Genomic DNA, 7,726 nt, shown 5'->3' with positions numbered 1-7,726 from the left:
CTTTCGCCTCCGGTTGCTCTCCACCCCGCCTCGCGGCGACGCAGTTACCTTCAGCTACGAAGTCAATGACCTCCTTCGATGCGGACTTCCACCGCACTGGTTACGCGCCTTCACGGGCGCACGGGTTCCCTTCGGTCACCGCCAGCCTACGAATGCCGTAGGCGACCCCAGCGATCCCGTCACTCCACCCGCACAACCCCCGTAGGCTTGAACCCCAGGTCCGCGGCCTTGCCCTTGCGGGCGCGCGCGCCGCGGGCGTTGTTGAGCGATCGGATCTCCAGCAGCTCCTCGCGCTCCTTGTCGCCGCGGCCGATGCCGACGATGCGCACGCTGCGGGTGTAGGCGGCCACGCCGGCCAGGCTGTCCTTGGGCTCCAGGTCCATCAGCATCAGGCCGCGGCCGCCATTGGCCATCGGCTTGAGCTCACCGATCTCGAAGGTCAGGATGCGCTTGCCGGTCGAGGCGCAGCACACGTGCGTGGCCGGCGTCGTCAGCGGCCCGGGCGGCGCGCCCGCGGGCGGCGCCACATTCGCCGGTGAAGGCCGCAGCAGCACCTCCCCCTCGCCCAGCGTGACGAAGGCCTTGCCGCCCTTCTGGCGCGAGGTCATGTTCTCCACCGTGGCCAGGAAGCCGTAGGCGCCGGAACTCGCCAGCAGCAGCCACACGCCGGCGGCGCCCGCGAAATAGTGGACGATCTGCGTGCCCGCCTCCAGCTCGATGAAGGTCGTGACCGGCTGGCCGTCGCCGCGCGCACCCGGCAGCGTGGACACCGGCACGGTGTAGATGCGCCCGTTGCTGCCGAAGGCCAGCAGCGTGTCCACCGTGCGGCATTCGAAGGTGCCATACAGGCCGTCGCCCGCCTTGAAGGCGAAGCTGGCCGCGTCGTGGCCGTGACCCTGGCGCGCGCGCACCCAGCCCTTCTGCGACACCACCACGGTGACCGGCTCGTCGATCACCTTCACCTCGGCCACGGCCTTCTTCTCGGCCTGGATCAGCGTGCGGCGCGCGTCGCCGAACTGCTTCGTGTCGGCCTCGATCTCCTTCACCATCAGGCGGCGCAGCGCCGTGGGCGAACCGAGGATCTCCTCCAGCTTGCCCTGCTCGGCACGCAGTTCCTTCAGGTCCTGCTCGATCTTGATCGCCTCCAGCCGCGCGAGCTGCCGCAGGCGGATCTCCAGGATGTCCTCGGCCTGCCGGTCACTGAGGCGGAAGCGCGCGATGAGCGCCTGCTTCGGCTCCTCCGCCGTCCGGATGATCGCGATCACCTCGTCGATGTTCAGCAGCACGAGCTGCCGCCCTTCGAGGATGTGGATGCGGTCCAGCACCTTGTCCAGCCGGTGCCGCGAGCGCTTCTCGATCGTGCGCTGGCGGAACTCGATCCATTCCTCCAGCATGCGCCGCAGCGACTTCTGCACCGGCCGGCCGTCCAGCCCCACCATGGTGAGGTTGACCGGCGCCGAGGTCTCCAGGCTCGTGTGCGCGAGCAGCGTGGTGATGAGTTCCTGCTGGTCGATGCGGCTCGTCTTGGGCTCGAACACCAGGCGCACCGCGGCGTCCTTGCTGGATTCGTCGCGCACCGCGTCCAGCACCGACAGCACCGTCTGCTTGATCTGCACCTGATCCTGAGACAGCGCCTTCTTGCCGGCCTTGACCTTGGGGTTGGTGAGTTCCTCGATCTCCTCCAGCACCTTCTGGCTGCTTACGCCGGGCGGCAGCTCGGTCACCACCATCTGCCACTGGCCGCGCGCGAGATCCTCGATCTTCCAGCGGGCGCGCACCTTCAGCGAACCGCGGCCGCTGGCATAGGCGTCGGCGATGTCGGTGGCGCTGCTGATCACCTGCCCGCCGCCCGGAAAGTCGGGCCCGGGGATGAGCGTGAACAGCTCCTCATCGCTGAGCTTCGGGTTCTTCACCAGGGCCACGCAGGCCTCGGCCACCTCACGCAGGTTGTGGCTGGGGATCTCGGTGGCCAGGCCCACGGCGATGCCGCTCGCGCCATTGAGCAGGGTGAAGGGCAGGCGCGCGGGCAGCACCACCGGTTCCTGCTCGCTGCCGTCGTAGTTGGGCGCGAAGTCGACCGTGCCCTCGTCGAGTTCGTCGAGCAGCAGGTTGGCGATCTTCGCCAGGCGCGCCTCGGTGTAGCGCATGGCCGCGGCGCCATCGCCATCGCGGCTGCCGAAGTTGCCCTGGCCGTCGATCAGCGGGTAGCGCTGCGCGAAATCCTGCGCCATGCGAACCATCGCGTCATAGGCGGCCTGGTCGCCGTGCGGGTGGTACTTGCCCAGCACGTCGCCGACCACGCGCGCGCTCTTCACCGGCTTGGCGCCGCCGGTGCCGCCGAAGGCCAGGCCCATGCGCCGCATGGCGTAGAGGATGCGCCGCTGCACCGGCTTCTGGCCGTCGGCCACGTCCGGCAGGGCTCGGCCCTTGACCACGCTCAGCGCGTACTCCAGGTACGCGCGCTGGGCGTAGCCGGCGAGATCGAGGTCGGCGTCCGGGCCGCCGTCGTCCAGGGGGATCAGGTCAGGTTCCATCTTGTGGCGCGCCGATGGGTCGGCGAAGGGAAGATGCAACGGCGGCCGCGCGGGCCAGCCGGCGCGGGATCAATCGTTGCGGGTGCCAGGGTCGATCGCGGCGGCGGCCACCGGCGTGCCGGGTGCGGGCGGCGCCGGCGGCACACCGCGGACCACCTGCACGGCACCCACGGGGGCCGGCATGTTGCCTCGGCCGACGGCCCCGCCGGAGGCGGGCGACAGCTCCATGCGCACGCGCGTGGGTGCCACGCGCGTCGTCGCCACGCTGGCGGGCGGCTTGAGCATGGTGTAGAGCTGCGTGACGGTCTTCACGTAGTTCTGCGTCTCGGGGTAGTTCGGAATGCGGTTGCCGGCACGCTGCACGGCGCCCTCCCCCGCGTTGTAGGCGGCCAGCACCAGGTCGAGCCGGCCGGAGAACATGCGCATGAGGTCGCTCAGGTAGCGCGTGCCGGTGCGGATGTTGGTGCGCGGGTCGGTCAGCTTCTGGTGCACCGGCCGCGCGGCATCGCCCGTGACGCCATAGCGCTCAGCGGTGGCGGGCATGATCTGCATCAGGCCCACGGCCCCCTTGGGCGAGACAGCCGCGGGGTCGAAGCCGGACTCGGTAGCGATCAGCGCCTGCAGCAGCTCGACATCGATGCCGTGGGTCTGCGCAGCGTCCTTCAGGTGGTGCTTGATCACCTTGTAGCGCGGCGCGACCTCGAAATACGCAATGAGCTTGGCCGGCGCGGTGGGCACGGCCACCTGGCGCGCCGTCTCCACCTTCACGTCACGCGTGGAGTCGAAGTTCTCGCCGCCGCGGTAGTACAGCTCATAGCGTTCATCGAGCTTCTCGGAGGCGAAATGCGCCACGCCGCGCGCATCCACGAAGCCCCACACGTCGGCCCGCGCAGCCGGCAGCGCCGCGGCCATCAGGCCGGCGGCCAGCAGGAAGGGGCGCCAGGAGCTCATCGTCGGAAGATCGGGAAAACCCTGCATCATGCCAGTTCCAGACCCTGAGCGCGCCGGCGGGTGAATTCGTCCGCCAGCATGGACATGACGACCAGGGACTCGAAGCCACCCTCGACCTTGACCGATTCGCGCAATTCACCCTCGACCACGAAGCCCTCGCCCTGGTAGAGCGCCTGGGCGCGCGTGTTGCGCTTCTTCACGTCCAGCCACAGGCGGTGCGCGCGCAGGTCACCGAAAGCCACGCGCTTCACTTCGCGCAGCGCCGCGCGGCCCACACCCTGGCCCTTGTCGCGCACCACCATGCGCTTGAGCTCCAGCGACTGGTGCCGGCTGCGGCAGCCGATGAGGATGAGGAAGCCGGTGGCGTGCAGCCCGGGCCCCGCCTCCAGGATGAAGTGCCGGAAATCCGGAAACCGGATCGCGGCCTCGTGCTGCGTGCGCTCCCACGGCGTGATGTAGGGCAGGTTGGCCGGATCCTGCTCCAGCGAGAGCACGAACTCGAGGTCGCTGCTCATGGTGGGGCGCAGGCGCACGCGGGCGGGCGGGTGTGCGGCTGAGGAAGGATGGACGGTCTGACTCATGGGCTCCACGCAAGCTAGCACTGCAGTTTCAGAAGTTGCGTGTCACGCGCGAAGTTCGGACAACAGGCCTGGCGCCTGAACGCGAGCCGCCGGCTTCCATCCGTGTAAAGCTCCAGCGCGGCAAATGCCTTCGGCTGCGGTCCTTGGAGTGGTCCGACCGAAGAATGGGCGGACAAGAACCAGATTGCGGGTCACATCGACACATGGCGCCCGGCCCCGCAGCCAGGTCAGAAAGCTGTTCGAAGGCACTGGATTGCCCGGGGCTTCCGCCTGCAAGCGAATCCACAGCGCATCCCGGCTGATGCCAGCGAAGTCACGATCCGCCTCCACTGAAAGGATGTTGCTCCACGGGATGATCATCGTCAATCCGGCGACCGAGACGCCGGCCGCATCGGCACGCAGCACGTGTCCTCGGTGCTGGGCGCGCAGCCCGAACACCGCGATCGCCCAAGCCAGGGCACCAGACAGGAACGCGGCCATTCCCATCACCTGCGCCACGATCATCGGGCCATCGGACTCTGCCTCCTGCCATACGCGCCAGGCGAACCATGCGCCATATGCCATCAGGACCATCATGATCCCGGCTAGGAAGAGCGCGCCAGGCCACCGGCCCCAGTGAAAGCGCACCTCGAACACGCGCTCGGCTGCCAGCTCGTGCGGCCGCCGCACGATGGGCGGACGTGGCTTCGTGAAGAGCCTGGCCCGCGCCATCAGATATCCACCTCCACCGCATCCCCATGCAGCTCCATCAGCTCGCGACGCGACGCGGCTTCACCCTTGCCCATGAGCTTGGTGATCAGGCTTTCGGTGGCGGCGAAGTCGAGGCGGCCGAGCTGCACCGGCAGCAGGCGGCGGGTGTCGGGGTTGAGCGTCGTCTCCCACAGCTGCTCGGCGCTCATCTCGCCCAGGCCCTTGAAGCGGCTGATGGTCCACTTGCCTTCGGCCACCCCTTCCTTGCGCAGCTTGTCGAGGATGGCGTTGAGTTCGCCTTCATCCAGCGCATAGACCTTGCCGGCGGGCTTCTTGCCACGGGCGGGCGTGTCCACGCGGAACAGCGGCGGGCGCGCCACGTACACATGGCCGGTCTCGATGAGCTTGGGGAAGTGGCGGAAGAACAGCGTGAGCAGCAGCACCTGGATGTGCGAGCCGTCCACATCGGCATCGGACAGGATGCAGATCTTGCCGTAGCGCAGGCCGGAAAGATCGGGACTGTCGTTCGGGCCATGCGGATCCACGCCGATGGCCACCGCGATGTCATGGATCTCGGTGTTGGCGAACAGGCGGTCGCGCTCCACCTCCCAGGTGTTGAGCACCTTGCCGCGCAGCGGCAGGATGGCCTGGCATTCCTTGTCGCGGCCCATCTTGGCACTGCCGCCGGCGGAATCCCCCTCGACCAGGAAGATCTCGTTGTGCGAGAGGTCCTTGCTTTCGCAGTCGGTCAGCTTGCCGGGCAGCACGGCCACGCCCGAGCCCTTGCGCTTCTCGACCTTCTGGCCGGCCTTCTGGCGCGACTGCGCGGCGCGGATGGCGAGCTCGGCCAGCTTGCGGCCGTACTCCACGTGCTGGTTCAGCCACAGCTCCAGCGCGGGGCGCACAAAGCTGGAGACCAGCCGCACGGCATCGCGCGAATTCAGCCGCTCCTTGATCTGGCCCTGGAACTGCGGATCCAGCACCTTGGCCGAGAGCACGTAGGAGGCGCGCGCGAACACGTCTTCGGGCAGCAGCTTCACGCCCTTGGGCAGCAGCGAATGCAGCTCGATGAAGCTCTTGACCGCGTTGAACAGGCCGTCTCGCAGGCCGCTGTCGTGCGTGCCGCCGGCGGTGGTGGGAATCAGGTTGACGTAGCTCTCGCGCACCGGCTGGCCGTCTTCGGTGAAGGCCACGCACCAAGCCACGCCCTCGCCCTCGGCGAACTGGTCGTTGCTGTCGGCGTAGCCCTCGCCCTCGAACAGGGGGATGACCGGATCCGCCGCGAGCGTCTGCATCAGGTAGTCACGCAGGCCGCCCTTGTATTGCCAGGTCTGTGTTTCCTTCTTCCTCTCGTCGGTGAGCTGCACCGTCACGCCAGGCATGAGCACGGCCTTGCTGCGCAGCAGGTGTGCCAGCTCAGCCAGCGGCAGGTTCAGCGTCTCGAAGTACTTGCCGTCGGGCCACACGCGCACGGTGGTGCCCTGTCGGCGGTCCCCCTCGCCGGCCTTGCGCACGACCAGTGGCTCCACCACGTCGCCACCGGAGAAGACGATGGTGGCAACCTGCCCTTCGCGGTAGGTGGTGGCTTCCAGCCGCTTCGACAGGGCGTTGGTGACCGAGACGCCCACGCCGTGCAGGCCGCCCGAGAAGCTGTAGGCGCCGCCCTGCCCCTTGTCGAACTTGCCGCCGGCATGCAGCCGCGTGTAGACCAACTCGATGACGGGCGCTTTCTCTTCCGGGTGCAGGCCGAAGGGGATGCCGCGGCCGTCGTCCTCGACGCTGACGGAGCCATCCGCGTGCAGCGTCACGCGGATGCGGCGGCCGTGGCCGGCCAGGGCTTCATCGGCCGCGTTGTCCAGCACCTCCTGCACGATGTGCAGGGGGTTGTCGGTGCGCGTGTACATGCCGGGCCGCTGCTTCACGGGCTCCAGGCCCTTCAGCACGCGGATCGAGCCTTCGGAGTAATCAGAGGGGGAACGGGTCGCCATGGGAGGGGGGATTGTAGTCGGGGCCGGATGCGTGACTGTACAAAAAAACAGTCCGCCTTGGCGCCGTGGTGGCCGGTGATGCCAGCCCGGCATCAATCCGCGCCGAAGTATTCAACACCGTCGTCAGCCAGGTGACGAGCAGCCTCGGCGCCTTCTCGGTACAGTTCCGTCATGGTTTCCCCCAACCCCCAACGACTGTCGATGCAGCAGGTGCTGCTGTGTGGTGCCCTGGTCGTCACCCTCTCCATGGGCGTGCGCCACGGCTTCGGCCTGTGGCTGCAGCCGATCACCCAGGCCCAGGGCTGGACCCGCGAGACCTTCGCGTTCGCCATCGCCATCCAGAACCTCGCCTGGGGCTTCTTCGGCATCTTCGCCGGCATGCTGGCGGATCGCTTCGGCGCCTTCCGCGTGCTGGTCGGCGGTGCCGCGCTGTACGCACTGGGCCTGGCCGGCATGGCCCTGTCACCCAATGCCTTGCTGTTCTCGCTCACCGCAGGGGTGCTGATCGGCGCCGCACAGGCGGGCACCACGTATGCGGTGGTCTATGGCGTGATCGGCCGCCAGGTCGATCCGTCCCGGCGCTCCTGGGCCATGGGCGTGGCGGCCGCGGCCGGTTCGTTCGGCCAGTTCCTGATGGTGCCGATGGAGGGCTTTCTCATTGCCAACCTGGGCTGGAAGGAGGCGCTGCTGATCCTCGCCGTGGCGATGCTCGCCATGTGGCCCCTGGCCTTCGGCCTGCGCGAGCCGGGCTTTGCCGGCGGGGCAGCGCCCGCGCGCGACCAGACCATCGGCCAGGCCCTGCGCGAGGCCTTCAAATACCCCAGCTTCCAGCTGCTGATGGCGGGCTACTTCGTGTGCGGCTTCCAGGTGGTCTTCATCGGCGTGCACATGCCCAGCTACCTCAAGGACAAGGGCCTGTCGCCGCAGGTGGCCAGCTACGCGCTGGCGCTGATCGGCCTGTTCAACGTGTTCGGCACCTACA

6 protein-coding genes are annotated in these 7,726 nt (G+C 68.4%); 1 reads left to right on the top strand and 5 read right to left on the bottom strand.

All coding sequences use genetic code 11. From position 1 onward, the window contains the following. Positions 1 to 179: 179 nt before the first annotated feature. The 5 genes from parC to ACE3T5_RS20140 all read right to left on the bottom strand — a co-directional run bounded on the left by parC (position 180) and on the right by ACE3T5_RS20140 (position 6,744). Complete coding sequence (gene parC / locus ACE3T5_RS20160; protein ID WP_374669898.1) at positions 180 to 2,534, bottom strand: DNA topoisomerase IV subunit A; 2,355 nt, start codon at positions 2,532 to 2,534, stop codon at positions 180 to 182. 69 nt (positions 2,535 to 2,603) lie between these two features. Continuing rightward, positions 2,604 to 3,485: a lytic transglycosylase domain-containing protein gene (locus ACE3T5_RS20155; protein WP_374669897.1), complete on the bottom strand. Its 882-nt coding sequence runs from the start codon at positions 3,483 to 3,485 to the stop codon at positions 2,604 to 2,606. 26 nt (positions 3,486 to 3,511) lie between these two features. Continuing rightward, on the bottom strand, positions 3,512 to 4,066 hold the full coding sequence (locus ACE3T5_RS20150; protein ID WP_374669896.1) for a GNAT family N-acetyltransferase: 555 nt from the start codon (positions 4,064 to 4,066) through the stop codon (positions 3,512 to 3,514). Between the two features lie 42 nt (positions 4,067 to 4,108). After that, positions 4,109 to 4,642 carry a hypothetical protein gene (locus ACE3T5_RS20145; protein ID WP_374669895.1) on the bottom strand — a complete coding sequence of 178 codons (534 nt, stop codon included), beginning with the start codon at positions 4,640 to 4,642 and terminating at the stop codon, positions 4,109 to 4,111. Positions 4,643 to 4,776: 134 nt separating this feature from the next. Continuing rightward, positions 4,777 to 6,744, bottom strand: a complete 1,968-nt coding sequence (locus ACE3T5_RS20140) for a DNA topoisomerase IV subunit B (RefSeq protein ID WP_374669894.1) — start codon at positions 6,742 to 6,744, stop codon at positions 4,777 to 4,779. Positions 6,745 to 6,915: 171 nt separating this feature from the next. Between ACE3T5_RS20140 and ACE3T5_RS20135 the strand changes: the two genes are divergently transcribed. After that, positions 6,916 to 7,726, top strand: an 811-nt coding sequence (locus tag ACE3T5_RS20135; RefSeq protein ID WP_374669893.1) for an MFS transporter, incomplete at its 3' end; no start/stop codon positions are given.

This window comes from Ramlibacter sp. (assembly GCF_041916345.1).
Classification (GTDB): domain Bacteria; phylum Pseudomonadota; class Gammaproteobacteria; order Burkholderiales; family Burkholderiaceae_C; genus Ramlibacter.
Note: the sequence above shows the minus strand (reverse complement) of the source record. Positions and strands in the feature narration are given on the sequence as shown.

Excerpts from the sequence above, each read along its gene's own strand:
- parC (WP_374669898.1), bottom strand. The coding sequence starts at position 2,534 with ATGGAACCTGACCTGATCCCCCTGGACGACGGCGGCCCGGACGCCGAC.
- ACE3T5_RS20155 (WP_374669897.1), bottom strand. The coding sequence starts at position 3,485 with ATGAGCTCCTGGCGCCCCTTCCTGCTGGCCGCCGGCCTGATGGCCGCG.
- ACE3T5_RS20150 (WP_374669896.1), bottom strand. The coding sequence starts at position 4,066 with ATGAGTCAGACCGTCCATCCTTCCTCAGCCGCACACCCGCCCGCCCGC.
- ACE3T5_RS20145 (WP_374669895.1), bottom strand. The coding sequence starts at position 4,642 with ATGATGGTCCTGATGGCATATGGCGCATGGTTCGCCTGGCGCGTATGG.
- ACE3T5_RS20140 (WP_374669894.1), bottom strand. The coding sequence starts at position 6,744 with ATGGCGACCCGTTCCCCCTCTGATTACTCCGAAGGCTCGATCCGCGTG.